General features: G+C 33.5%; 10 protein-coding genes and 1 pseudogene. 3 read left to right on the forward strand and 8 right to left on the reverse strand.

The window, feature by feature from the left end; all coding sequences use genetic code 11:
• Positions 1-61 precede the first annotated feature (61 nt).
• The 3 genes from rpoC (at position 62) to typA (ending at position 10,458) form a co-directional block, all read left to right on the forward strand.
• Positions 62-4,282: a DNA-directed RNA polymerase subunit beta' gene (rpoC, locus tag KTT71_RS00500; RefSeq protein ID WP_216782539.1), complete on the forward strand. Its 4,221-nt coding sequence runs from the start codon at positions 62-64 to the stop codon at positions 4,280-4,282.
• A 2,290-nt stretch (positions 4,283-6,572) separates the two neighbouring features.
• Positions 6,573-7,535, forward strand: a complete 963-nt coding sequence (gene pfkA / locus KTT71_RS00505; RefSeq protein WP_216782540.1) for a 6-phosphofructokinase — start codon at positions 6,573-6,575, stop codon at positions 7,533-7,535.
• 1,105 nt (positions 7,536-8,640) lie between these two features.
• Entirely contained in the window at positions 8,641-10,458 is a 1,818-nt protein-coding gene (gene typA, locus KTT71_RS00510) for a translational GTPase TypA (protein WP_216782541.1), read from the forward strand.
• 2,590 nt (positions 10,459-13,048) lie between these two features.
• On the opposite strand, the gene KTT71_RS00515 is transcribed toward typA, so the two are convergent.
• From KTT71_RS00515 to KTT71_RS00550, 8 genes and pseudogenes are all read right to left on the reverse strand, one after another.
• Entirely contained in the window at positions 13,049-13,819 is a 771-nt protein-coding gene (locus KTT71_RS00515) for an ABC transporter permease (protein ID WP_216782542.1), read from the reverse strand.
• Between the two features lie 15 nt (positions 13,820-13,834).
• The gene (locus KTT71_RS00520) at positions 13,835-14,758 is read right to left on the reverse strand and encodes an ABC transporter ATP-binding protein (RefSeq protein ID WP_216782543.1); all 924 of its coding nucleotides are present in this window, start codon (positions 14,756-14,758) and stop codon (positions 13,835-13,837) included.
• A 1,569-nt stretch (positions 14,759-16,327) separates the two neighbouring features.
• Positions 16,328-17,641, reverse strand: a complete 1,314-nt coding sequence (gene eno, locus KTT71_RS00525) for a phosphopyruvate hydratase (protein WP_216782544.1) — start codon at positions 17,639-17,641, stop codon at positions 16,328-16,330.
• An 81-nt stretch (positions 17,642-17,722) separates the two neighbouring features.
• Positions 17,723-19,363, reverse strand: a complete 1,641-nt coding sequence (locus KTT71_RS00530; protein ID WP_216782545.1) for a CTP synthase — start codon at positions 19,361-19,363, stop codon at positions 17,723-17,725.
• Between the two features lie 332 nt (positions 19,364-19,695).
• Positions 19,696-20,649, reverse strand: a pseudogene (trhO, locus tag KTT71_RS00535) (oxygen-dependent tRNA uridine(34) hydroxylase TrhO); the annotation flags it as partial.
• 1,266 nt (positions 20,650-21,915) lie between these two features.
• Positions 21,916-23,112, reverse strand: coding sequence for an aromatic amino acid transporter (locus KTT71_RS00540; RefSeq protein WP_216782720.1), 1,197 nt, complete (start codon positions 23,110-23,112; stop codon positions 21,916-21,918).
• Positions 23,113-24,285: 1,173 nt separating this feature from the next.
• Complete coding sequence (locus KTT71_RS00545; RefSeq protein ID WP_216782547.1) at positions 24,286-25,491, reverse strand: amino acid aminotransferase; 1,206 nt, start codon at positions 25,489-25,491, stop codon at positions 24,286-24,288.
• 310 nt (positions 25,492-25,801) lie between these two features.
• Positions 25,802-26,956, reverse strand: a complete 1,155-nt coding sequence (locus KTT71_RS00550; protein ID WP_216782548.1) for a porin — start codon at positions 26,954-26,956, stop codon at positions 25,802-25,804.

Below are 26,956 nucleotides of genomic sequence, written 5' to 3' on the forward strand. Positions count from 1 at the left end.
TCAAGGATATTTTATGGTATCCGAATACCTAATAGGTCTTAACTCCGACAGGAGCCAATCTGTGAAAGACTTACTGAAGTTTCTGAAAGTTCAAACTATGCCCGAAGAGTTTGATGCAATAAAGATCGCTCTAGCCTCGCCAGAGATGATCCGTGCTTGGTCTTTCGGTGAAGTGAAAAAGCCGGAAACCATTAACTACCGTACGTTCAAACCAGAGCGTGACGGCCTTTTTTGTGCTCGTATCTTTGGTCCAGTCAAAGATTATGAATGTCTGTGTGGTAAGTATAAGCGTTTAAAGCATCGTGGTGTTATCTGCGAAAAATGTGGCGTTGAAGTAACGCAGACCAAAGTACGTCGTGAGCGCATGGGTCATATAGAACTAGCTTCTCCTACTGCACATATTTGGTTTTTAAAATCACTGCCATCCCGTATTGGCCTTCTGTTAGATATGCCGCTTCGTGATATTGAGCGAGTACTCTACTTCGAATCATATGTTGTAGTAGAAGCTGGTATGACCAATTTAGAACGGCGTCAGATTTTGACTGAAGAACAGTATCTGGATGCTTTGGAAGAGTTTGGCGACGAATTTGATGCAAAGATGGGAGCTGAAGCTATTCAATATTTGCTGAAAACCATGGTTATGGCATCTGACTGCGAAGAATTATATGAGGAATTAAATGTAACTCATTCTGAAACTAAACGCAAAAAAATGACTAAGCGCATCAAATTACTTGAAGCATTTATTCATTCTGGTAACAATCCAGAGTGGATGATATTAACTGTTCTACCGGTGCTGCCACCAGATCTACGCCCATTGGTACCACTAGATGGTGGTCGTTTTGCAACTTCTGACCTTAACGATCTATATCGTCGTGTTATTAATCGTAATAACCGCCTAAAAAGGCTGCTCGATTTAGCTGCTCCTGATATTATCGTGCGCAATGAGAAACGCATGCTTCAGGAGGCAGTTGATGCTCTCTTAGATAATGGCCGCCGAGGTCGGGCAATTACTGGTGCAAATAAACGTCCTCTAAAATCTTTAGCCGATATGATAAAAGGTAAACAAGGTCGTTTTCGCCAAAACCTATTGGGTAAACGTGTTGACTACTCCGGTAGATCCGTGATTACCGTAGGTCCATATCTGCGATTACACCAGTGCGGATTGCCTAAAAAAATGGCGTTAGAGTTATTCAAACCTTTTATCTACGGTAAATTAGAATTGCATGGTTTAGCAACTACGATTAAAGCTGCAAAAAAAATGGTTGAGCGAGAAGAAGCTGTTGTTTGGGACATTTTAGACGAAGTTATCCGCGAACATCCGGTGATGCTAAACCGAGCACCAACATTGCATCGTTTAGGTATTCAAGCCTTTGAACCGTTATTAATTGAAGGTAAAGCTATTCAGCTGCACCCTTTAGTCTGTGCAGCTTATAATGCTGACTTCGATGGTGACCAAATGGCTGTCCATGTACCTTTGACCTTGGAAGCCCAGTTAGAAGCTCGTGCGCTGATGATGTCAACCAATAATATTCTATCTCCTGCTAATGGTGAACCAATTATTGTTCCTTCTCAGGACGTTGTGCTAGGTCTGTACTATATGACTCGTGATTGTGTTAACGCCAAAGGCGAAGGAATGGTCTTAAGCAGCCCTAAAGAAGCAGAGCGTATTTATCGTGCGGGTTTGGCCTCTTTGCATGCTCGTGTTAAAGTGCGTATAACTCAAACAGAAAAAAATACAGAAGAGCAATTTATTACAACTACTAATGTGGTAGATACTACTATCGGTCGTGCTATCTTATGGATGATTGTGCCTCAGGGTTTGCCATATACCATTGTTAATCAACTGTTAGGTAAAAAAGAAATTTCCAAGATGCTTAATACTTGTTATCGTATATTGGGATTAAAACCTACTGTTATCTTTGCTGATCAGATCATGTATACTGGTTTTGCCTATGCTGCGCGTTCAGGTGCTTCTGTTGGTATTGATGATATGGTTATTCCGGAGAAAAAAGTAGAGATAATTTCTGAAGCTGAGACAGAAGTAGCAGAAATTCAAGAACAGTTCCAATCTGGTCTTGTTACAGCAGGAGAGCGTTATAATAAAGTGATTGACATTTGGGCCGCCGCTAACGAACGTGTCGCCAAAGCAATGATGGAAAACTTTTCCACCGAGTTGGTTCTTAATAGCAAAGGAGAAGAAGAACGCCAGGTATCCTTTAATAGTATATTTATGATGGCTGACTCTGGCGCGCGTGGTTCTGCTGCGCAGATTCGTCAGTTGGCTGGTATGCGCGGTCTTATGGCTAAGCCTGATGGCTCGATTATTGAAACTCCCATTACTGCAAATTTTCGTGAAGGTTTAAATGTACTACAATACTTTATCTCTACACATGGTGCTCGTAAAGGATTAGCAGATACTGCGCTTAAAACTGCTAATTCAGGCTATCTGACTCGTCGTTTAGTGGATGTAGCTCAAGATCTAGTTGTTATTGAAGATGACTGTGGAACTCATAATGGTATCGTTATGACTCCTGTAATTGAAGGTGGTGATGTTAAAGAACCTCTACGAGATCGCGTATTGGGTCGTATAACTGCAGAAGAAGTTATAAAACCAGGAACTGAAGATATTCTTGTTGCACGTAATACTTTATTGAATGAAAAATGGTGCGATACCTTAGAAGAGCATTCTGTTGATATCATAAAAGTACGTTCAGTTGTAACCTGCGAAACAGATTTTGGTGTTTGCGCGCACTGTTATGGACGTGATTTAGCTCGTGGGCACCTCATTAATAAAGGAGAAGCAATAGGTGTAATCGCAGCACAGTCTATTGGAGAGCCTGGTACACAGTTAACAATGCGTACATTCCATATTGGTGGTGCTGCATCTCGCGCTGCTGCAGAGTCTAGCATTCAGGTAAAAAACCAAGGTCACTTAAGGTTGAACAACGCTAAATTTGTTTTAAACACTGAGAACAAATTGGTAATTACTTCTAGAAATACTGAGTTAAGACTAATAGATAAATTTGGCCGCACTAAAGAAAGTTATAAAATTCCCTACGGATCTGTTATGGCTAAAGGCAATGGAGCAGAAGTTGATGCTGGAGATATCGTAGCTAACTGGGACCCGCATACTATGCCCGTTGTCTCAGAAGTTAGTGGTTTTATCCGTTTTATTGATATTATTGATACTCAGACCATAACGCGTCAGACAGATGAACTGACTGGTTTATCGTCTCTAGTAGTTCTAGATTCTGCAGAGCGTACTGGTAGTGGTAAAGATCTACGTCCAGCACTAAAAATAGTTGATAGCAAAGGTATAGATGTATTGATTCCGGGCACTGATATGGCAGCTCAATATTTTTTGCCCGGCAAAGCAATTGTTCAACTTGAAGATTATGCGCAGATTTATACAGGTGATACTTTGGCTCGTATTCCTCAGGAGTCGGGTGGTACAAAAGATATTACAGGTGGTTTACCACGTGTTGCTGACTTATTCGAAGCACGTCGTCCGAAAGAACCAGCTATCTTAGCAGAAATTACGGGTATTATTTCTTTTGGTAAGGAGACCAAAGGTAAACGCCGTCTGTTAATTACTCCAATAGATGGTAGTGAACCTTACGAAGAAATGATTCCTAAATGGCGCCAGCTAAACGTATTTGAAGGTGAACGTGTAGAACGTGGTGATGTAGTATCTGATGGTCCAGAGTCTCCTCATGATATCTTACGGCTTCGTGGTGTTCATGCTGTAACCAGCTATATTACAAATGAAGTACAGGATGTTTACCGATTGCAAGGAGTTAAGATTAATGATAAGCATATAGAAGTAATTGTGCGTCAGATGCTACGAAAAGCCACGATTAAAACTGCTGGTAGCTGCCCATTTCTAGAAGGCGAGCAGGTCGAGTTTTCTCGCGTGAAAATAGCTAATCGTGAGCTGAAAGATGAGAACGATACTCTTGCAACCTATAGTCGTGATCTGCTTGGTATTACTAAAGCCTCACTAGCTACTGAGTCCTTTATATCGGCAGCTTCTTTCCAGGAAACTACTCGTGTTCTTACTGAAGCCGCCGTTGGAGGCAAGGAAGATGAATTGCGTGGTCTAAAAGAAAATGTAATTGTAGGGCGCCTGATACCGGCTGGAACTGGTTACGCTTATCATACAGCTCGTGCACTGCGTAAAGCTGCAGGAGAAACGTCTGCACTTCCACAAGTAAGCGCTGAAGAAGCAACTGCTAATCTAGCAGAATTGCTAAATGCAAGTATAAACAGTGATGAACAGTAATACAGTTTGCTTCCAAGGAATAGAAGAAGCCTTTAAAGGCTTCTTCTATTCCTTGGATTCTATCATTAAGCGATATTTCATACCATGTTATAAGATTTCTTAGCTTTCATGATTTAATATGGTCTTATTAAATGCAGGAAGTAATTAAAGCGGTATTTATATGATTTCTATATTTATTCAATAAGTATTATCTGTTTAGATATTGTTATTGTCTCTATTTTATTACCTGTATTATTTACTCATCTTGATACTGATACTATCTTCGATTGAAATCATAGCGTATTTTATGAGTTAAAACACTACGATAATACTTGGTATTATATAATATGATGATCTTTATAAAAAATCGCATTATATTTATTATATTTAGATAAATTTATCTATTTATGAAGAGATAAGTCTATTAAGTCATACATGTGATCATATATCAATTTTTAACATAAATATTTTTTACCTTAAATATTAGAAGCTTCCACTACCGCAATTCCTAATTGATATATCAGAATATTACAGGAATAAAAAATATCTTATACACATATAACTTCTAAATTTTTTATTATTTCATAGCATTATTTAGTATATATTATAAGGCACATTCAAGCATCAATGTTCTATGCTCACGCCTAACGCTACCAGCAATGCATTATGAATGCATTCAGATATTGTGAATTGAAAACCATAGATACTAATAATAAATATTATCTCTTTAAGATTCTATTAATTTAAAAATACAAAAGCAGCTAAGAAAAATTTTATTAAGCTCTTTTATTATCAGAAAATGATAATGAGTTCTCAAGCAATATCTGTCGGTGTTAGAAATATAAAATATCTAGAATAATTTTACTTAAAATAATATATTTAAATGATACAAAGATTGTATAGAAGAATTTTACATGGTGTATTATTAATACAGACGTATTATTCTATACTAGTATTAATTTATAGCTTTACCCTAGCTTGATATGAGATCAAATACGATAAGATTCATTTAATTTTTGTATTTTTCTAAAAACTAATTGTGTTATGGGTAAGAGTGATTATGCAGCATGATATGTATAATAGTATTTATTTACTTAATTCTAGAAAAAAGTTCTATAAAAGTATTTTGTGTCAAACTCGTAACCACTAATGCTTCTTATTTAAAGCAAACAAATTTCTTTAAAAGTATTATATTGATATTATTCCTTTAGTGGCTATTCCACATGAACAACATTAATCTTACTAACTGATTATCTGATAACTACTGTATCTCATATCTTCTGCTTATGTTATCCCCTTTTTATTGCTTATATTATTTAAATAAGGTATCGATCCTGATAGTGTAAATAGAAAGATAAAAAACTTCTAAATACTTTAATTATCATATTAATATATTATGATATTACTTCTTTATTCTAGTATGTTTTTAACATGTTTCACACTTCATCTGGTTTTGTCTTTTAACTCTATGCATCACTCTTTTTTTGCAGTCACTAGGGAAGATGGTTAATATGATATTAATAAACCAAGAATACAGGAGGAAATAAAAATGTTAGTTTTACATTGCATAATCGCGCTATTTTTTAATAGTACACTTTATAGAAGTGTAGAAAAGCACTGCTAATTGTACCGATTGATACATAAATAATCTCTAGTATTTTATGTATTTCTTAGTAGGATAATACTAATTTATTCTAAAATAATAAATTTAGATCCATGCAAAAATTGCAGGGATTTATCTTCTTATTTTTCAATAATAGCTTTATGATTTTGATATCTTGAAAATATATTTAGTAGTGTCTCGAATTTTATGACGCATTATACGTAGAAATAATTGCTAAACAAAATTTAAGCTTTTCATCAAGAACCCTCACAGAAGAAATAAAAGATGGCAAATAACACTCAAAAGATAAACTATAGTATGATTGATTATGTGCGATAAATATGAGAAACATTGAGGATGAAAACTTTGAAATGGAATTGAATAGATTTATGTGGTAATGTGTATAAATATCTTATTTAAAACAGATGATTATACGGGGTATTCCTTTTTTATACGTCGATATAAGATACTATGTTTAAATGTCGTCTTCAATATATTTTACTGTATTAAATAAACCTATCAGATATAGTCATATTCTCAGTATTGTTTAAAAATAAAAGTAATCTAGCAAAAAGTAAGATATCTGTTGCGATACAGATACTATATTCTCAGTCTATATTTTGTGATCAAGATTAATCCTAGTAGGCTTTACACCTAATTTAAAGGTGAAAAATATTAATAATATCAGCTACACGCTGAGAGGTAGTCATGATAAAAAAAATAGGTGTATTAACTAGCGGTGGCGATGCTCCTGGCATGAATGCTGCGATCCGTGGTGTTGTGCGAGCATCCTTGGCCAAAGGTTTAGAAGTATATGGCATTGAAGAGGGCTATCTAGGGTTGTACGAAGGTCGTATAAAGAAGCTAGATCGCTCAAGTGTTTCAGATATGATCAATCGTGGTGGCACTTTTTTGGGTTCTGCACGTTTCCCAGAATTTCGGAACGATAAAATTCGTGAGCAAGCGGTGAAAAACATGCGTAAAATTGAGCTTAATGCACTAGTAGTGATCGGCGGTGATGGTTCCTATATGGGTGCAAAGAGTATAACTGAAATGGGCTTTCCTTGTATTGGGTTGCCCGGTACTATCGATAATGACGTTGCGGGCACCGATTATACCATTGGTTACTTCACTGCTCTAGAAACTGTGGTTGAAGCAATTGATCGCTTGCGTGACACATCTTCTTCTCATCAGCGTATTTCTATCGTTGAAGTAATGGGCCGCTATTGTGGTGATTTAACTTTAGCTGCTGCAATTGCTGGGGGTTGCGAATTTATCGTACTGCCAGAAGTAAAATTTAAACGTGAAGATTTAGTCAATGAAATTAAGGAAGGTATCATAAAGGGGAAAAAACATGCTATTGTTGCAATTACTGAGCATATTTGTAATATTAATCAATTAGCAAAATGTATAGAGCAAGAAACAGGTCGTGAGACCCGTGCAACTGTTTTAGGTCATATACAGCGTGGAGGTGCTCCGGTGGCTTATGATCGTATTCTGGCTTCTCGTATGGGTGCGTATTCTATCGAATTACTATTGTTCGGATACGGTGGCCGTTGTGTTGGCATACAAAATCAGAAACTAGTTCATCATGACTTTATCGATGCAGTAGAAAATATGAAGCGTCCATTTAAAAGAGATTGGTTGCAGACAGCTAAAATGCTGTACTAGTATATTAATCTTGCAACTATACGCCGCGGTATATAATCTAGAATAGATTATAAATATTTTTCTTTTGAATGATTTTTCTATAAAATCATCTCAATATATGCCCTACATTGTGTTAATAAATGGTTAAAGTTTAAACCCTATTTGTTTAGCAAGATAGTCTTTAGATCAAAAACAAGCATCTTAAGATATTTGTCTTTAATTTTAGTAATATTAAAAATTAGCTAGTTTTTATTCGTATATTTTTATTTTATACTGGTTCAGAAATAGTATTCTATTAATTTTGCATGTTTAGATATGGTTTAAACAAAAATTATCTTAGAAATAATGGGTAATAACACTTCATCAACTAAGGTTTTGTAAGCGCTTCTCTCGTATTTATTTAATTTAACTTTTTAAGTGTTATCGTTCTTTTAAATCAGAAATGTTATGAAGTCACTATAATTATATAGATATCGCTATTAACATAATTTATTAGAATTTATATGAAGATAAACCTAGAAATATTATTTTAGCCATTATTTCTGAATATTATGAAAATGATAAATAACAAGGATATTTTAAAGATTATTAAACACTGTATTATCTAATTGATTCATATAATAGAGATTATGAACGCTTTCCTCGATTTAATAAATAATTATTCATTCTTGAAGAGAATTGTGATTGCTTATGCACAGCAATTGTATTTTGCTTTTCTTTGTTATTTATATTATTACATATTGTATTTATAAAATTAATCTGATGTAAGATGTAAGATATTAATAAGATATCTTGATTTTATTTTTTGCAATTGTGTAAGTAATGAATTTAGTTATTATAATGCCTTTATCTCTTGCAAAGAGATAAAGGTAAAGATTTAAGAAAATTATAAATTACAGGATTTTATTTAATTGAGTTTTTATATGAGAAATGCGCATAAATAATACAATAATTCATGATAAAAATATTTTTAGTATAGATTCTATGCACGCTGTTCCTATTCATATGTTATTTTAAATAAAATTATAAAATTTTGCGGTCTTTTTATAAGATATTTTAGTATCTTATTATCCTTTTCGAAAGTAAGTGTAAAATATTTTTACTTTTATAATTCTGAGGCAAAGTTGTGATCGAAAATCTACGTAACATCGCTATAATCGCGCATGTTGACCATGGGAAAACTACTCTGGTTGATAAGTTACTACAACAATCCGGAACATTGGATAAACATACAGAATTTATTGAGAGAGTCATGGATTCCAATGATTTAGAAAAAGAGCGTGGTATTACCATACTTGCAAAAAATACTGCTATTAATTGGAAAGAATACCGCATCAACATTGTGGATACCCCAGGGCATGCTGACTTTGGTGGTGAAGTTGAACGCGTTATGTCTATGGTTGATTCAGTTGTTTTAGTTGTTGACTCAATAGATGGGCCTATGCCGCAAACCCGTTTTGTCACTCAAAAGGCATTTGCTAATGGTCTTAATCCAATTGTAGTTATCAATAAAGTAGATCGTCTAGGGGCTCGTCCTGATTGGGTAGTAGATCAGATATTCGATCTTTTTGTGAATTTAGAGGCAACTGATGAACAGTTGGACTTCCCAATTATCTATACTTCTGCTTTGAAGGGTATCGCTGGTTTAGACTATAAAGATATGGCTGAAGATATGACTCCCATGTATCAAGCGATCATTGATTACGTATCTCCACCACATGTTGAATCCGAGGCGCCTTTTCAGATGCAGATATCTCAGTTAGATTATAATAACTATTTAGGTGTTATCGGTATCGGTCGTATTAAACGAGGTAGAATTAGTCCTAATCAGCAAGTAATACTGATTGATGTTACGGGTAAAACCCGTAACGTCAAAGTAGGTAAAGTGCTCACCCATATGGGTCTAGAACGTATAGAAACTAATTTTGCTGAAGCAGGAGATATTATCGCAATTACTGGCTTGGGAGAGCTAAATATTTCTGATACTATCTGTGCAGTAGGTCATCCTGAAGCTTTGCCTGCGCTAAGAGTAGATAAACCAACCGTTACTATGTGCTTTTGTGTTAACACTTCTCCTTTCTGCGGCAAAGAAGGAAAATATGTGACATCCCGTCAGATACTAGAGCGTTTGCAGAAAGAACTGGCTCATAATGTTGCTTTATGCGTTGAAGAAACGCAAGATGCGGATGTATTCCGGGTTTCAGGACGTGGTGAACTGCATTTGTCGGTTCTTATAGAAAATATGCGTCGTGAAGGATTTGAACTAGCAGTCTCTCGTCCTAAAGTTATCAATTGTAATATTGATGGTCGCATACAAGAACCATTTGAAAATGTTACTATAGATATCGAGGAACAGCACCAGGGTTTAGTCATGCAATCTATGGGTGAACGTAAAGGCGACGTAAAAAACATGGTGCCTGATGGAAAAGGCCGTATTCGTTTAGATTATATAATTCCTGCAAGAGGGCTAATCGGATTTAGAGCTCAATTTATGACGATGACATCTGGGACAGGTCTTCTATACTCTACTTTTAGCCATTACAATGATGTTATTCCTGGCTATATAGGGCAGCGCCAGAATGGCGTACTGATCTCTAACGGTCAGGGTAAAGCTGTTTCTTTTGCTCTGTTTAATTTACAGGATCGAGGTAAGTTATTCCTGGGCCATGGCGCTGAAGTTTATGAAGGGCAAATTATTGGTATGCATAAACGTTCTAATGATCTGACAGTAAACTGTTTAACTGGCAAAAAATTGACTAATATGCGCGCTTCTGGTACTGATGAGGCAACTACTTTAGTTCCTACGGTCAAATTGTCTCTAGAGCAAGCTCTAGAGTTTATTGATGATGACGAACTTGTAGAAGTTACTCCATTTTCACTACGCATTCGCAAACGTTATCTTATCGAAAATGATCGCCGCCGAGCAGCTCGTGCCTGTAAGTAATGACAATATTTTTATCAAAACTACAAGTTTCTTATAATAATATTGAGTCTGAAGTTATTAGTTTACTACATTTTATATATTTGCAACATTTCTAGAAATGTTCATCAGACTTATCTTTTGAAGATGAGTATTCATGTGTTTGTTATATTTTATAGAGTCAGGGCATTTGACATTGCTAAAATGAGCGATCTTATATTTTCTGGTTATGTTTATTTATGATATTATAATATTGTAAGAATATGAGGTGTATCCAAATCTTACTTTTCAACTGATTATAGAAATAGTAAAATTGATATCTCAGGAGATGATTCTGCTTCAAATATATTACCATAATAAGAATGTATTTTATTTCTTGCATTAATTGACAAGTAATAGCAATCTGTTATTGCAGATCATATATATTGTTATTTTTAATATAAAGATCATATCATATAAGTAGAGTCATGTATTACATTATGCTAATAAAAAATTTTTAGCACGCTTGTTATATTTGTCCAGAGAATAGAAAAAAGTGTTTCATCATATGCCATGAGTAATGTTTTATGCAAAATGCAGAGTTTTCTAATAATATTTTTTGCTTTTTGCTGATCGGAGAAATCTCCATGGTCTCTGATATTAATTACCGGAAATAATTATAAGAGATTTATAGTGCTGAATAATATAAGAATATTGTTTATTTAGGTTATTTTTTGAGTTGTGAATATTGTGCTATAGTGAGATGAACATATTTATTTTCTAGTTAATACTGAACTATAGTGCAGATATAAAAAATAACTTCTTATAGTTAAAAATTTTTTTAGAGTTACTAGGAAACAATATTCTAATAAGTTAGTACATATATTTGCTATAATTAACAGCATTTTTATGCTTTTAACATAAAAGGCATATATAGAAATATTAGTAGATAAGTATAAATAACATAATAGCGTGCATCAGAGTACCACTATACTAATAGTAATATCATTATTAAAAAACTTTAATACTACGATTGTTAATAGGTATTATTAATAATAATTATCTTAATATAGATTGATAAATATATTATTTTATCATTCAATAAGTTTTATAGTAAATTGTTTTATAGATATAGAGAATCTATAAAAAGATTGAAGAGCAACGCAGCATGCTGTTTGATAAGAATAATGTTTTGAATATAAAAGATAAAATAGATGAAAGCTTAAAGATATTTTTAAAAATATCTTTAATAAAATCAAGTAGTAAGATTATATCTAGGTAAAAGATTTAGTTATTAAGGATTATTTAGTACATCACGTTATTACATTAGGTCTGATGTAAAAATTATTATAGATTTATGAAGAATAATAAATAATATTTAGCATCATAATATTAGTATATTACTATGCTATATTTCTTGCTGTTCTTACTAGAGAGAAGAAACTTGATTTTAATAGTGAAAATAATCATTAGTAATAGATAATAATAAAAATATATTTATCTTCTGCTTGAGACTAATGCATTAGTCTTATAATGCATGGATAATTGCTATAGATTAGTTCTTATAGAATTTTAGTATTCTATAAATCTTAGTTTTTTAAATGATTTAATACTAGAACTCTCTTGTTTTATGAGAAAAATATATAATAATCTCTTGTTTTATTTCATAAATCTATATGTATTTTTTTAAAATATCAATTAGCTGCACAGTTAATATTTCCTAGGACATCTTTAGGATGTATAAATCAATAAATAAATCCCTAATTTCTTATTTATTAGTATATCATTGCAATATTAAGATATATTTGAGTAATCTTATAATATATTAATTCAATTTATGATGGCTATTTTGGTAGATCTTTTAAAAAATTGTGTGTCAGCAGTACTATCCTATGAATATTAAGGTGCATGTAATTTTATATCTGTATCAGGATACATCTATGAATATATATTTTTTAGATATTTTTATATAATGTTCAGAGGTAATATTTATATGCTGACAGCATATATCTTATCACTTTTTAAACACAAAATTTTAAGAGATTCAGGTAATATAATTATTTTTAAATAAATATTTTTTCTTTTATAATTTAATATGCCACTCGCATTCTATTTTGCTTTCTTGTTTGATATTTAGTGAGTTCAAGTAAAAATTTATTGATGGTCTCTCACGATGCACATACTAAACTTTAAGAACTTTATTAATCGCTCATTAATTAGCTTTTCAAAAAATTTTTTAGCATATTACGTAAAACTTATGAAATATTCATTTAATAGTATAGTGGTATTCTTATGTAAGAGATTGATATACTTTTGGATGTCTTGTTTAGATAGCAAGATATATTTTATGGAGATTAAAACTATTTATTCAAAATCAAGTATCAATTAAATATATTAAAGAAATTTAATCTTGTACTAAATTAAATATATAAATAGTTAAGATAGCTAAATAATGAATGAAATGATAAATCGCAGATTCACTATAGTTAAACTCCAGTGAGATATCTAGAAGTAAACGCTTGAAATATAAAATAAATCTGTTATTGTTTATGTTGCTATCTACTTATTTAGATTAGTTTTTGATAAAATATTATATTTATATAATATTACTGTAAATTATCTCGATAGATAATCATCAAGTGCGTAAACCGTATCCGTGTTCTATTAAATGCCAAAGAATAAGGTAGAACAGCATAATAAAAGCCAGCAGCACTATAAATGTAAATACCAGTGGAACATCTTGAATGCCAAGGAAACCAAAGCGGAATCCGCTAATCATATAAATGATAGGATTTATCTTTGATACGTCTTGCCAGAAAGTAGGTAAAACTGTTAGCGTGTAGAACACACCTCCTAAGTATATTAGTGGAGTTAAAACGAAGGTTGGGGCAAGACTGATATCATCGAAGGTCCTAGCAAATACTGCATTCAGCAGTCCTCCAAGTGAGAATAAAATAGCTGTACATAGTAGAGTTGTAGCTATAATTATCCAATTATGTACATGTAACGGGACAAAGAGTAAAGATACCAGAGTCACTAAGATACCCACGCATAAACCTCGAGCAGTACCTCCCCCAACAAAACCAGCAATAATAATATGTGTTGGTACAGGGGCTACGAGCAGTTCTTCAATATTGCGCTGAAATTTAGCACTGAAAAATGATGAAGCCACATTAGCGTAGGAGTTCGTCATAACAGACATCATTATTAAGCCGGGGACAATAAACTGCATATAATGAAAGCCCTGTATCTCTCCAACACGAGGACCAATAAGGTTACCGAAAATAATGAAATATAGTGTCATAGTCATCACTGGCGGCATGAGTGTTTGTATCCAAATGCGGGCAAAACGATTAATTTCTTTGCTCCAGATGCTTTTTAGCGCAATCCAATATATTGCAGTCATTTGTTATCTCCATATTTATAAGCATTTTTCATTCTGGTTGTTTACCATGCTAAAAAACAACTCTTCTAGACGATTCCTTTTATTGCGCATACTTAATACCTGCACACCCTGTGCGCTAAGTTGGCTAAAAACACCGTTTAGTCCTTGATTTCGTCGTACTTCAACTTCTAGAGTTGAAGTATTTATGGTGTTTTTATAACCTTCTAGTTTTATTGCAGGCTTTGTAGGAGCAAGATCTAGAATAAATGTTTCTGCTGTTATTCTTGAAAGAAACTCCTTTATTGAAGTGTTTTCTACCATTCTACCATTCTGGATAATCCCTATATTTCTGCATAGCATTTCTGCTTCTTCCAAATAATGGGTTGTGAGAATAATAGTCATGCCCTGTGCATTGAGTGCTTCTAATAATTTCCACATGGAGTGGCGCAGTTCTATATCAACTCCTGAGGTAGGTTCATCTAAGATTAGTAGTTTTGGCTCGTGCATTAACGCCCGAGCAATCATTAACCGACGCTTCATGCCACCTGACAGCATACGGGCAGGTTCATTACGCTTCTCCCAGATATACAGAAGTTCAAGGTATTTCCTTGCACGCAACATGGCTTCTGAATAAGGCACTCCATAGTATCCTGCTTGATGAACTAGAATCTGCATAACAGTTTCAAATTGATTAAAGTTAAATTCCTGGGGTACCAAGCCCAATTGTCGTTTAGCATTTACAGTATCACGATCTATGTCATAATTAAACACTTTTACTTTACCAGAAGATTTATTTACTAATGAGCTGATAATGCCAATAATACTTGATTTTCCTGCCCCATTAGGTCCCAGGAGAGCATAAAAATCCCCCGTTCTTATTTTAAGATCAATGCCTTGTAATACCTTGATACAACCATCATAAGTTTTTGTAATTTGCGAGAGCTGCAATGCGTATCTCATTATTTTCACGTGCCTTTATATTCATATAGCCAGAATTGAAGATATTTATAGATGTTACATTCTGGTTAATAATATCGATGCTGTGTAAATTTCTCTAAGTCATGCTATTTTAGCATGTAAATAAAAAAATATTGATCATATTTATCTAGTACTCGTATAAGTTCTTCACTAAGAACGAACTAATTATTTTCTTTCTTGGCATGATCAGAGGTATTCTATTTTTATTAAAGAAATAGATATTTTAGCAGGATTTTAATATTAATTATTTCTAATAACTTCTTTGTTTTAGAGTAACATGAAACTTACTCAGTTTTCTCATTTAAAATATAAGAGGATATCTAGGTTTATTAAGAATCTATATTTATAAATGAAGTAATTATTTTATGAATCTAATAATATTACTGTGTATTACTTATTTTCTTGTCTTAAGATTCTTACTTTAAAATTAATTGCAATGAAGAAAGAATAGTTTTCAATTAGGGCTAGGTCTTGTATTATTAAAATTAATATACTAAATTCATATATTTGTTGTTCTGTTATTGTCTTGATATCTTATTATAGATTCATTATGGTATACTTGCAAAATGAGGATTAGAAAACAACTGCTGCAGGTTATGATACGTCTGAGTCTTAAAAAGACCTGAGATCTATAGATTATAGTATTTTAGTCTTGCGTTATTTTCTCCTATAAATATAGATTCATATCATTATACTCTCAACATAGCATTCTAGAAATCTTATTTATTTGATTATATGTAATTATAGTCTTTAATACTACAAGAAAAATAATTATTTGCTTTATCAGGTTAATAAAATAGAGAAATTTATATCATAATAAAATTAATCATATACTAAGATTAAAGTATCTGATGTTAATATTAACTATTAACAATATATTCTCTATAGAAAAACATAAGAAGTGTAATAACAAGTTAATAATCAGCATGTTAATATAATAGATACATCTTGAGTTAAAATTTTATAATCTATTATCAATGTTAAAATTGTAGCAGTAAAAGATATACTAAAAAGCTCTATATATTACCCCTCTAATCGACTGTGCTTGATTATTCTAAGAATATTAAAATTATATATGTATAATACATACCAATTAATCATTGTTCTTAAGAAAATTTTTATTTAAGAAATACTTATCCCATTTCTTCTGATTTTTAATGCCTTGTCATTATTGTCTGCTATATTAAATACAATGTACTTTATTTAACAAGATCTTTAGTACGTGGAATACGCAGTCAAATTAACCTTAACATCAAGGGTATTGCATTAATCTTATATATTTTTAAAGGATATTACTAATAGTTAAAAATAGAATCACTATCTTGCCAATATCGATTTACTAGCTATTGGCATATCCTTTTTTAAAATTTTAAATAGGATATGCCTACTCTAGGAGAATAATCAATCAATAATACCAATATTATCATGGCATGAAAAATAATAATAATCTGATAAGTGCCTCTCTTATTAAATTATAAAATAGTCTAAAATTCATCAACATATTGGTGTTGCCCGTACTTTGCATGTTAAAATTTTTAGACTGATACTGTATTACACATTTGATATCTTAATGCTTTTATTAGAACCTGATAAAGGAGCTGGCCAGCCATGTGCAGTTAAAGCTTCTTCTATCCGAATAAGCTGATTGTATTTAGCAACACGCTCAGAACGGCTCATGGAGCCAGTCTTGATTTGTCCTGCAGCAGTACCAACAGCCAAATCAGCTATGGTTGCATCTTCAGTTTCACCTGAACGATGGGAAATAATTGTGCCATAACCAGCTGTTTGAGCTATTTTTATTGCATTTAAAGTTTCACTCAGAGAACCAATCTGGTTAAATTTAATAAGTATGCAGTTAGCAATTCCTTGTTTGATTCCTTCCTTGAGGATCCCGCTATTTGTTACAAATAGGTCATCTCCAACCAGTTGAATTTTATCTCCCAATACTTTTGTCTGATATTTGAATCCACTCCAATCAGATTCATCTAAACCATCTTCGATGGAAACGATCGGATATTTTTTGGTCAAGTCTTCTAAGAAGTGTGTAAATTCTTCAGACGTGAAAACTTTATTACCTTCGCTAGATAGGACATATTGACCTTTTTTATAGAATTCAGAGGCAGCACAGTCTATAGCAAGAGTAACGTCTTGACCCAGCTTATAACCTGCAGCTTCAACTGCTTCAGAAATAACAGCTAAAGCTTCTGCATTAGAACTTAAGTTTGGAGCATAACCGCCTTCGTCACCAACTGCAGTATGCATGCCTTTAGATTTAAGCACTTTGCCTAAAGTATGAAACACTTCAGAACCTATGCGAACTGCTTCTCTAAAGGTTTTAGCTATAATAGGTTGAATCATAAACTCCTGTATATCAACGTTGTTGTCCGCATGGGCACCACCGTTTATGATGTTCATCATAGGCATAGGCATAGAATATTTTCCCAAAATACCATGCAGTTCAGAAATATGTGCGTACAGTGGTAATCCTTTAGCAGCAGCTGCTGCTTTAGCCGCAGCCAGAGATACAGCTAAAATAGCGTTAGCGCCGAAATTACATTTGTTTTCTGTACCATCAGCATCAATCATAATTTGATCTATATATGATTGATTTTTAGCATCTCTACCTAGAATGGCTTGCGCTATTGGGCCGTTTACAGCGTCCACAGCTTTCAGGACACCTCTACCCATAAAACGAGATTTGTCATTATCACGTAGTTCTAGTGCTTCACGCGAACCAGTGGAAGCACCAGATGGAGCGGCAGCCATACCTAAAAAACCACCTTCTAGATGCACTTCAGCTTCTACAGTCGGGTTTCCTCTTGAGTCTATTATTTCACGGCCAAGCACTTTAATAATTTTGGACATTAGATATCTCCCTAATATAAGTTAAATCAAAATGACTAGGATAGATTACGTATCCTTAAGTTCTATACATATATAATTTATTTATTTGTTTTGTTTATGTTTTTGATGCTCGAGAGCTGCTTTAATAAAGCCTTTGAACAATGGATGTCCATCACGGGGTGTAGATGTAAATTCTGGATGGAATTGAGATGCAAGAAACCATGGATGATTTGGTAGCTCAATAATTTCCACAAGCTTATTATCAGCAGAGCGGCCAGTTATAGACAAGCCTGCATCCTGAATTTTTTTTAATAGCATATTATTTACTTCATATCGATGACGATGACGTTCGAATATTTTCGATGCACCGTAAAGTTGATGAGCTAAACTGCCCTCAATAAGATTGCACTCTTGTACACCTAAGCGCATCGTACCGCCTAAGTCATGTTCTTTTGTGTACATTTTTATGCTGCCTTTTTTATCACTCCATTCTGATATGCGCGCAATAATTGGATATTTGCAATTTGGAACAAACTCTGTAGAGTTTGCGTCAGGAATTCCCGCTACGTTACGGGCAAACTCTATTATAGCAATTTGCATGCCCAAACAAATTCCTAAGTACGGAATTTTATTTTCACGTGCATATTGTGCAGTAGCAATTTTACCTGCTATGCCGCGATAGCCAAAACCTCCAGGTACTAAAATAGCATCAAGACCTTTCAGTATTGAAGCTCCTTTGGTTTCAATATCCTGCGAATCAATTAACTGAATGTTAACAGTTACGCTATTTTTAAAGCCACCGTGCTTTAAAGCTTCAATGATAGATTTATAGGCATCTGGCAATTTGATGTATTTTCCTACTATAACAATGCTAACTTTGCCAACAATATTATTCTCTTCATAATTTACTCTATCCCATTCTATCATATTTGCTTCAGGACAATTTAAATTGAACTGTTTACAAATGTAAGTATCCAGCTTCTGGTATTTTAATAATCCTGGTATTTTATAAATAGAATCAACATTCTCTAAAGAAATAACTGCTTTCTCGGGAACATTACAGAATAAAGCAATTTTTGCTCGCTCATCTGCAGGAACAGTAAGATTTGAACGACAAATAAGTACATCCGGCTGAATACCGATTGATAGCAGTTCTTTTACTGAATGTTGTGTAGGTTTGGTTTTCATTTCTCCAGCAGCAGTCATATAGGGCACGAGGGTTAGATGAACATACATCGTGTGTTTGCGACCTAGTTGTATCGCCATTTGACGAATAGCTTCTAGAAATGGCAAGGATTCTATATCACCCACAGTACCTCCGATCTCAACCAGAACCACATCTTTACCTTCTCCTCCTTCAAGGATTCGTTCTTTTATTGCATTAGTAATATGAGGAACAACCTGAACGGTAGCGCCTAGATAGTCACCACGACGTTCTTTTAGAATTACATCGGAATATATGCGACCAGTGGTAAAATTATTTTTGCGGGACATTTTAGTTCGGACAAATCGTTCATAATGCCCTAAGTCTAAGTCGGTTTCTGCGCCATCTTCGGTAACGAAAACTTCTCCGTGTTGAGTTGGATTGATAGTACCTGGATCAACATTTATATAAGGGTCTAGCTTCATTATGCTGACGTTTAGTCTGCGAGCCTCAAGAATAGCTCCAAGAGATGCTGTAGCAATACCTTTACCCAGAGATGATACGACTCCTCCGGTCACAAAAATATAATTAGTTATCATGCTAAACCTGAATTTTAGGTGTAAAGACGATCGACGCAATATAAGGGCACGCCAATATAATCTAGTCCTTGATTTTATACAAAATATCTATGCTCTGATTAAAGGTTATTTGCTAAAAATTAAATTGATTCTTTAAGCGAAGAGTTTAATAGCAGTACTCTTGCTATAAACTGAAGATATCTTGCGAATTATAACTATTTTTGGAAATCATTATTAAAAATTAGTGTCAGAATATAACATTATTATTGCTTATTATGCTCTTATGCGAGCAGCCTATTTTAGCTGATCTCACTAGATATTATCTTGCTATTTTGTGTCTTTTGTATCTACTATTGTTGCCTGTTAATAGTATTTAATTTTTCCCTACACTCTGAATTACAGCAGCCTTTATATTTCTCAGAACAGGATGAGCACTGTATAAATAGTAAATGACAACTATTATGCAGGCAGTTAGTATGTCTGTCACAAGATATACCACATTGATGACATTTAGATATTACGTCATTGGTAACAGGTTCACCCATACGTTCATCAAAAACAAAATTCTTGCCAATAAACATTAAAGGCAATCCATGCTCACGCGCATAACGAGTATACTCAATAATTCCACCTTCTAAATGGTAAACATTTTTAAAGCCGTGATAAAGCATATATGCGCTGGCTTTTTCACAGCGTATACCGCCTGTGCAATACATAACAATTTTCTTCTCTTTATATTTCTGTAGAATATCTACCGCCATAGGAAGCTGATCACGGAAAGTATGAGATGGCACTTCGATGGCATTATTAAAGTGCCCAACTTCATATTCATAGTAATTCCTCATATCCACAAATACTACATCTGGATCTTGCAGCATGCTGTTTACTTCTTTTGCTTGTAGGTAGTGCCCTACATTAGACGGATTAAAATTACGATCTTTAATACCATCAGCCACAATACGATTACGCACTTTTATACGGAGTACCCAGAATGATTGTCTGGTATTATCAAGCGCTATATTCATACGCAAACCATAAAAATCTGTACGAGCTTGATATAATAATTGTGTCATTGTTTTATATAGTCTGGTCGGCACAGAGATCTGCGCGTTTATCCCTTCTGGAGCTATATAAATTCGTCCCAAAACTTTCAGTTTACTAAATGCGATATATAAATGATCACGAAAGGTTTGTGGATTATTTATTAAGCAATATTTATAAAATGAAACTGTGGTACGTGGTTCGGTTGATTTTCGCATGAGTGTTTTCAGTTGCTGATTTGAGGTCTTATTGTGTAACACGAGCATAGGTCATATCTCTTATATTAATCTGTGAAATATTTGAAGGTAAATCTAAGTAATGAATATGAAGCAGGAACAACATAGGCAGATATTATGGTTACTTATTAATCATTTCTCGATTAATAAGTAATATTATGAAAATTCAGATAATGCAGTCTAATAACAGTAAAATAGGCTGATTATCTAAATATCACTATATTTATAGCATACTACAACCTGATTTCGCAAAGTTGATCTAAGCAGAGTGTTATGCTATAGAAATGATTGATACATTAAAATAAGTAAGATGTAATAATCCTGATTGTTATTCTCATATCTTGTCATTTGTCCAAATATGATAATTTATAATAATATGGCACGTGATGGGATGTCTTTGGCTAAAATATATTTTTTATCCTCTTTGTTTGTAAGAAGTGTAAAGATTTTTTATTGTTTATCAATATACTAGAATAAAACTGTGACTAACCTTACATTAAAGAGTTAATTTTAGTTGCTGTATAGGCCTGATGTATTCTATATTTTTGTATTTCTTCTTTTACCATGTGTAATCTTTAGAATAAGATTTGATGCAAAACATCCTATTTCTTATATGGTTGTCATATCAGAGACGTTTAGGAAATCCTGTGAGTTGATTTTTTATGATGTCTCTTATAGAGATTCTGTATTTCAGTAAATTTGAAAGGTAGTGAGTTTTTGTATTGCTCAATATATGATATAATTTATATTGTATGTTTATTATTCTTTTGAATCTTTCCGTATGAAAAAGGAAGTGGTGTATTATGAATACAAATGATTCTATCAATGATAGAATAGGGTTATAAAGAGGGTTTTTAGTATAGAATAAAGCACGCTAATAAATATACTTATGTTATAAAGAATTAGTATTAATTAAAAATATAATTATATTATATATCATACTTTTTCAAATTGGCTAGGCATTACTTCCTCTCTAGTTGCTTGGATGGATATATCTGAAATATATGAACTCATTAAATTATAGAGCATTATTACCTTGTGTAATTAATATATAAAGTCATTAAAAATTTCTTATTTCAGAGAAACCATTCTTGATCTCTCTTAGTTTGTATTGCACTAATAGATAAATTTATTATAGCATTTTAAATAGATCTGACTGGGCATTAAAATTTATTCATAAGTTTATTAATACATCATTTAGCTAGTAGATAATATGCACTAAAAATACATATTTTATCGTAATATCTAGCTACAGTATAAAGTTAACTAAAATTAGCAGGTAATATCTTTGATTAATTATTGATAAACAGGCAAGAAATGAAGTAGCGATAAAATATAAGCAGCAGCATTAATCAGACCAAAAGAAATAATAAATATGATCATTACCGATCCTCCTGGTGCTCGGTAATTAGCTTCAGGGAATTTCTTGCGGCTAGCACGCGCCATCATTGCCGGCATAATAACAGCCCAAATTGTTGCGGCTAAACCCGCAAATCCAATAGCATATAGAAAACTATTTGGAAAGAACAAAGCTCCTATTGTCGGCGGTACAAAGGTAACTAAAATTGCTTTAGTTCGACCAGAGATATTATCATTGAAACGAAAGACGTCAGATATAAAATGAAACAGGCCAAGTGAAACTCCGAGAAAGGAGCTAGCGAGAGCCATGTAAGAAAAGGAGGTTAGCAATTTATTAACAATGCTATTGCTGGACATATTATTGACCCGCTTGAGCAAGCTGCTTATATTTCCTCCTTCAGCAATTATTGCTTTAAATGTTTGACGGCTAATGTTCCCTTGGATTACATACTGCCAAAATATGTAAATCGTCAATGCAATTAATGTTCCTATAAAAAGACTCAAAACCACAGATTTAGCATCTTTGTTATAGTACTTAACTAGACTAGGAACATTACCATGATAGCCGAATGATGTTAATAGATAAGGTAATGAAGCCATTGCGTAAGGTAGGTAGTTAGCATGACTATCACTGCAATTAAAAAGTACCGATGCATGTACATGGGTAAACATATCGGCAGTAGACAATAAAAATGTAATGATCATACCACTAATAAGAATCGTGTTTAAACGGTCAACAGCTTGCGTTGAAAGCCAAACGGCAAGAGCAACTAGTATAGTGCAAGATAGACTTGTAGCAGTTTGTCCTATATTTAAATAGGACGAACCTGTATTTTCTATTATAATAGACTTTCCTGCAGAAATAATATAAGCGTAGTTGAGTGCATAAAGTACGAATGCGATAGAAATACCATTCAGCGAGTTCCATGCTGATCCCATTAAATCTCCTACTATAGTGTAAAAACTCGCTCCACTTGGATAGTTTAGGCTAGCTTCTAGAATCATTAGTCCAGACATGTACATGCAAATCCATGTATATAGCATTAACAAGACAGAGCCAGTAAACCAGACTCCTGCAGTGACTATCGGAATAGAAAACATGCCAGCTCCTACTGCTGTTCCAGCAATAATCATGGCTCCTCCGAGGACTGAGGAGCGGTTTATTATTTGCGTCAAGTTATGCTCCTTTATGTTCTTTTTGTCTATTAAATAATAGAATAATAATTCTTATATATTATTATCTTTTGAGCATCTTTCCAAAAGGTTTTATGTATTAATCTTCTTTTAGCATGTGTTGTATCTACAAGATAATCCTAAGCTTATACTACAAAATAGTGGATAAGAACTCATTAAACTATTCTTTATTGTAAGTATTGATAATATAAAATTGCAAATTTTAATGTTTTTAGATTATTTATGATAATCTGCAAGATGAAATGAGAAAATGAGATGATATTGTTATTAAATCTGACCAGTAAATAAATTAGTACAGAATAAAAGGAAGTATCATTTTTAAGTATTCTATTAAAAATAGAAGATTCTTTTTCTAGAAAAAGATTATTGTGTTTAATTTTTAAACATCGTAATCAGTAAGTGTTTTTATGTTGTTATCTTAGTGCAAATCTCCTTATCAAGTTCGTATAAGAATAGGGATATATATCTCAAGTAATGTATGTATTTCTTGGTCTTATTCTCAGGATATTTCATTGTGTGGCTATAATTTATTACACTAATTTAGTGGTATTATTAAAAAGCAGCAATACTGCTTTACTTTATTTATATGGTAATCAAAGATTACCTGCATACCTAAGATAATCTAATTTTAAAATACTTTCACTAACTTAATCATTACAGCATTAAGTTAGTGAAAGTATTTTAAAAACAGGATCTCAAGTATAATTAATACTTGATCATTGCAATTAATTAGAGGGGAATAGAAAACTTTATTGTCTAGATTTTATTTTACTCTTCCCTATTACTAATATATTCTTGCTATTAACTATTTAGAACTTAACTTTCAATCATTCTGTATCTCTATCTTAAAAGTTATTGAGTGCTTATCTATAGATCAAGAGATAATTTAATATAGCTTTGTTATTGTAATCAGGTTGCCTATATTTACCAGTAACATCATATTAAAACGCATATTTTGAATATTTATTTCATTACTTTTGATATTTCAAACACCTTAACTTAGAAAGTTATTTATAAATATAGTTTATATTTACTATTATAAATCATGAATTTGATTAATACGATGGGTATTTATGGTCGTAGAATTTTAATGGCATTTCTATATTTTTACCATTATGTGCTACTATTTAGTATAGCAATAATAGCTTCACATATTGAATCCATATTATCTATCGTCATTCCTGCCATATTAACTCGGCCAGAATTCAACGCATATATACCAAAATCATCACGAAGACGGATCACTTGTTCATTGCTTAATCTGCTTAGTGAAAACATACCTTTTTGTTCTCTGATGAAACCGAATTCTTGTGCTGCACCTTTATCTTGTATAGTCTTTATAAACAGCTCACGCATACTTTGAATGCGCCGACGCATATCGGCAAGTTCTTCTTCCCAAATAGTCCGCAGTTTTTTATTGCACAGGATTCTAGCCACTACTGCGCCTCCGTGCGCTGGTGGGTTAGAGTAGTTAGCACGAATAGCCGCTTTGATCTGGCTAAATGTGTTGTCTGTAGTTTTTCTGTCAGATGCTACTAATGTGCAAACTCCTACGCGCTCATTATATAAACTAAAGTTTTTAGAATAAGAGCTAGCAATAAGAAGTTCATTATGTTTAGCAGCGAAGATGCGCAGACCCTTTGCATCTTCTTCTAAACTTTCAGCGAATCCCTGATAGGCAAAGTCAAATAGTTGTAGCCAACCTTTTGCTAGTGACATTTCAGCCATTATTTCCCATTGTTCTGGCGTGGGATCAATACCAGTTGGGTTGTGACAGCATCCTTGGAATAACACAACATCACCTGGTTCAGCCTGTTCTAGGCTTCTTTGAAGAGCTGAAAAGTCTAGTCTATGATTTATGTCTTCATAGTAGTCATATTCACGAACTTCAAGTCCTGCAGCGTTGAATAAGCTTTTATGGTTAGGCCAGCTTGGATTACTTATCCAAATACGTTTGTTAGCTGAAGTTTGCTTAGCAATAAAATCAGCAGCTACACGGAGGGCTGCAGTTCCACCTGGAGTTTGGGCAGCATGAGCGCGTTTTTCCTTAATTATTGAGCTATCCCGGCCAAAGAGCAATTCTAGTGTACAGGCTGCTAAAGCAGGAATTCCATCTATGCTGAGATAATTTTTTGTGGTTTCGTTTTCTAGTAGATACTCCTCAGCTTTTTTAACGCTGTTTAGTATTGGTGTTTTACCTGACTCATTTTTATAGACACCGATGCCTAAGTTAATTTTATTAATACGAGTATCAGCAAGGAATAGCTCGGTAAGACTTAAAATTGAATCCTCTGGAGCAGCTGGAATATTTTCAAACATTTGAGCGTTTGTTTTCCTTTCTATATATAGAGTGAGATATAAAATTCTAATCATTACTCATTAGAGACTGAATGCCTAAACTTTGATCATAGAAATAGCATTAGTTCATCCGTATAGCGCATGCCATCAATAAAGTGCGAGAAGAATACTTTAAAATAAAGGATAACTATAATACTGTATTATCTGTTAATTAAATAAATAAACTAAAATTTTTTAATATCAATATCTATGTGATGACAAATAGAAGAAGGCAGAACCGAAGCTCTGCCTTTTATTTCTTTTTTTACAACTTAAAGACTGCAGTCAGATATTAGAATCGGTATACTAGACCAACTGCTACAACATCGTCAGTGCTGATATTGTTAGATTTGGTGAAGTTATTATTATGCAGTAGATTTATTTTGTAATCTACATATGTAGATAGGTTTTGCTTGAAATCGTAAGTTGCGCCCACATCAACGAATTTAACTAAATCGTTGTAGTTTGAATAAGAATTATTGAATTTTGGGGCTTTACTTTTAGAGTGCATATAAGACAGGGATGGACGCAGACCAAAATCTAACTGGTATTGTGCAACAACCTCTAAGTTCTGCGTTTTTTCTGCAATGCTCTCGTGATATGGAGTCATGTTGCGAGTTTCTGCATATGTACTTGCCAGATAAACGTTATTAGCGTTGTATTTCACACCAGCTGTCCATGACTCAGCTGTGTTACCATTAGCTATGTTACTATTATTCATCGAGCCACGGGACCTTTGTTCTTCAGTACGATCAGAAGACGCATATGCTGCACCAGCGCTTACACCAGTACCGAAGTCATAAGTGCTTGCAAGCCCCCAACCACTGCCGTTCTGGTTTTGTAATGCACGAGAGTTTTTAGGAGAACCACTGCTTTCCCATCTGTTGTTATTCTTGTTGAAGAAGTTATGACCATTATTTTTTGCCTGATGTTGAACAGCAAAGTTCCAGCCATCCACCAGGCCAAAGAAGTTTTTATTACGATAGGTTGCAACGCCGTCAGCAGTTCCGGTCATGTAGTTATCAGTGATAGTATATGTATTACCACCGAATTCTGGCATAATATCAGTCCATCCTTCTACATCACGCATGATTCCGTAGTTACGACCGTAGTCGAGAGAACCAGCATCACCGAATTTTAAGCCAGCAAAAATTAGAGAAGTTGGTTTTGTAGAAACCCCTTCTTCTTGAGGATTATTAACCTTGATTTTATACTCCCATTGACCATAACCAGATAATTGCTCAGATATCTGACTTTCTCCTTTAAGCCCTAGACGTGCATAAGATTGATCTCCATCTATAAGTTTAGCATCAGAAAAATAATGTAAACCATCAACTTTACCGTATAGATCGAGTTTTTTACCCTCTTTATTATATACTTCAGCAGCGTTTGCTGCACCAGCTGCTAATAGCGCTGGGACTACTACTGCAAGAATATCGCGTTTCAT

The sequence above is a fragment of the Candidatus Profftia tarda genome (assembly GCF_904848675.1).
In the GTDB taxonomy this organism is placed as follows: domain Bacteria; phylum Pseudomonadota; class Gammaproteobacteria; order Enterobacterales; family Enterobacteriaceae; genus Profftia; species Profftia tarda.

Bases quoted from the DNA above. Each gene is read 5' to 3' on its own strand.
- pfkA (WP_216782540.1), top strand. From the start codon at position 6,573: ATGATAAAAAAAATAGGTGTATTAACTAGCGGTGGCGATGCTCCTGGC.
- KTT71_RS00550 (WP_216782548.1), bottom strand. From the start codon at position 26,956: ATGAAACGCGATATTCTTGCAGTAGTAGTCCCAGCGCTATTAGCAGCT.
- eno (WP_216782544.1), bottom strand. From the start codon at position 17,641: ATGTCCAAAATTATTAAAGTGCTTGGCCGTGAAATAATAGACTCAAGA.
- KTT71_RS00520 (WP_216782543.1), bottom strand. From the start codon at position 14,758: ATGAGATACGCATTGCAGCTCTCGCAAATTACAAAAACTTATGATGGT.
- KTT71_RS00545 (WP_216782547.1), bottom strand. From the start codon at position 25,491: ATGTTTGAAAATATTCCAGCTGCTCCAGAGGATTCAATTTTAAGTCTT.
- KTT71_RS00540 (WP_216782720.1), bottom strand. From the start codon at position 23,112: ATGATTATTGCTGGAACAGCAGTAGGAGCTGGCATGTTTTCTATTCCG.
- KTT71_RS00515 (WP_216782542.1), bottom strand. From the start codon at position 13,819: ATGACTGCAATATATTGGATTGCGCTAAAAAGCATCTGGAGCAAAGAA.
- KTT71_RS00530 (WP_216782545.1), bottom strand. From the start codon at position 19,363: ATGATAACTAATTATATTTTTGTGACCGGAGGAGTCGTATCATCTCTG.